Origin of the sequence: Aeromonas sp. MdU4, from assembly GCF_041929505.1 — a bacterium.
In the GTDB taxonomy this organism is placed as follows: Bacteria; Pseudomonadota; Gammaproteobacteria; order Enterobacterales; family Aeromonadaceae; genus Aeromonas.
Genome location: NZ_JBHFMW010000068.1, coordinates 1 through 1,830, shown reverse-complemented (window position 1 = coordinate 1,830; position 1,830 = coordinate 1). Strand labels below are relative to the sequence as shown.

1 protein-coding gene is annotated in these 1,830 nt (G+C 51.9%); it reads right to left on the bottom strand.

What is annotated here, in order from left to right; all coding sequences use genetic code 11:
* Positions 1 to 357 precede the first annotated feature (357 nt).
* Positions 358 to 1,572 (bottom strand): IS256 family transposase, encoded by a 1,215-nt coding sequence (locus tag ACE1BR_RS23200; RefSeq protein ID WP_374874443.1) that lies wholly within the window; start codon positions 1,570 to 1,572, stop codon positions 358 to 360.
* Positions 1,573 to 1,830: the final 258 nt, after the last annotated feature.

Below are 1,830 nucleotides of genomic sequence, written 5' to 3'. Positions count from 1 at the left end.
GCTCTGCTCGATGAGCGTAATGGCTGGCGGCCACTAAGGTAAATATGTTCAACAAAGCTACCGTGTACCAAAACATGTATGTCATCATTATTACTAATCGGTCAACCTTCTCTGGTGAAACAATCAATCACCATAAAGACCGTTTGTTACAATGCCTGCTAGATCCACTGATTAAGCGGTATTCTCCCTGATAATACTTAAGCAGTGCTGGTGTTTAAACAATAAAAACGAGAAGTTAAGAGCTGCTAGCAAAGATGTAGATTGAGCAACATCGCGGATATTTTTTCGTAATGCAACACCGCGAAGCAACCGCTAGTGACGGAGCCTGAAAATAATTCTGTGTAACTGCCCACTCCATTACAGGTGACCGTTCAGGCGATCACCGAATTCGATAATAAAGCGATTCAGAGCAAGCTTCCAATTCTGGATTGGCATGGTCCATTTCTTGGAGGCCTGCTGTATCGCGAGAAACGCCACTTTGAGCGCCGACTCATCGGTCGGGAACAGCTTCCTTTGTTTGGTCGCTTTGCGCAGCACGCTGTTCAGTGACTCGATCGCATTGGTGGTGTAGATCACCTTCCGGATGGCGGGGGGATAATCAAACAGCGTGATCAGATTGTCCCAGTTCCCCTGCCAGGAGCGCGCTATCTGCGGGTACTGGCTATCCCTGCGCTCGCCGAAGGCCGCCAGCGCCTGCTGAGCCTCACGTTCCGTCGCAGACTGGTATATCTGCTTCAGTTCAGCCGTCACCGCCTTGTAGTCCTTCCAGGAGACATAGCGCAACGAGTTGTGCACCATGTGGACGATACACAGTTGCACCTTGGTCTGGGGATATTCCACGGCAATGGCATCAGGGAAGCCCTTGAGACCATCCACACACGCGATCAGGATGTCTTCTAGGCCGCGGTTCTTCAGCTCGGTCAGGACCGACAGCCAGAACTTTGCCCCTTCGGTCTCGGCCAGCCACAGGCCCAACAGCTCCTTGTGCCCCTCCATATTGATACCCAGCGCCAGATAGAGCGACTTGTTGATCACCCGCTGGTTTGCGCGGATCTTCAGCACAATGCAGTCCAGATAGACGATGGGATAGAGCGGATCCAGCGGCCGGTTTTGCCATTCGTGGACCTGCTCGATGACACGTTCGGTCACCTTCAATACCAGCCCCGCCGAGATGTCGGCGTCATACATCTCTTTGAACGCGTCCACGATATCCCGCGTGCTCAAGCCCCTGGCGTAGAGGGAGAGGATCTGGTCGTCCATCTGGGTCCGGCGGGACTGGCCCTTGCAGACGAACTGAGGTTCGAAGGACGAGTTACGGTCACGAGGCGCCTGGATGGTGACCTCTCCGTGCTGTCCTGTTAGGCGCTTGGTGGAATAGCCATTGCGATTGTTGCCGGTCCCGCGGCCTTGTGGGGCGTGTTTCTCATAGCCCAGATGCGCGTCCATCTCGGCATTGAGGGCGGTCTCGACGGTGAGCTTGATCAGCTGCTGGGTGAGGGTGCCGAGATCTTTTTCAGATTTGATGTCTTTGGCCAGCTCAGCGGCCAGTGCTTTGAGTGTGTTTTGGTCCATTTGCTTACCCACGAAGGTATCCTTTTGAAAAAGTTACTTATTCGTGGGCGGTTACACAATTGGATTTACAGGCTCCTAGTGACGTATTCTTTATGATCGTGTCCATGGTGCTAGAGTATCTGACTGTTCTTGTACCCTTCCTATAATTAATCTGTTCATGGTCGTCGTTTGCGCACTAAAAAATTTCGTATATTTAGTGATTCATACCATGATGCTCCATCTACTTTTGCTTTCGAGGTTACCTTTAGTCAACATCGA

Bases quoted from the DNA above. Each gene is read 5' to 3' on its own strand.
- ACE1BR_RS23200 (WP_374874443.1), bottom strand. From the start codon at position 1,572: ATGGACCAAAACACACTCAAAGCACTGGCCGCTGAGCTGGCCAAAGAC.